Consider the following 280-nt stretch of genomic DNA (forward strand, 5'->3'; position numbering starts at 1 on the left):
TGGGCGGCACGCAAGGTGTCACGCCTGGTCGATATCTTGATCAAGATGCGAGGTGATGGAGGTGGCCATGGTTGAGAGCAAACTGCTGTTGGCGACGGTCAATGCGCTGCTCGGATTCAGCATCGCCGCACTGGCGTTCTGCCGCCTGGACACACTCTCCCCTGGCGTACCGCTGCGCAAAATTGCACCCCTGGCCCTTGTGCTTTGCGCAGGTTTGGTGTCTGCATGCCAACCTTGGATGGGCCACTGGCCATCCCCGAGCCAAGTTTTCATCTCCATC

The 280-nt window shown here is 59.6% G+C and carries 1 protein-coding gene; it reads left to right on the forward strand.

Going from position 1 to position 280, the window contains the following annotated elements; genetic code table 11:
• Window positions 1-67 precede the first annotated feature (67 nt).
• Window positions 68-280, forward strand: a 213-nt coding sequence (locus VJI94_RS08260) for a hypothetical protein (protein ID WP_324009007.1), incomplete at its 3' end; no start/stop codon positions are given.

The sequence above is a fragment of the Parvimonas sp. D9 genome (genome assembly GCF_035282565.1).
Taxonomy (GTDB): domain Bacteria; phylum Bacillota; class Clostridia; order Tissierellales; family Peptoniphilaceae; genus Parvimonas; species Parvimonas micra.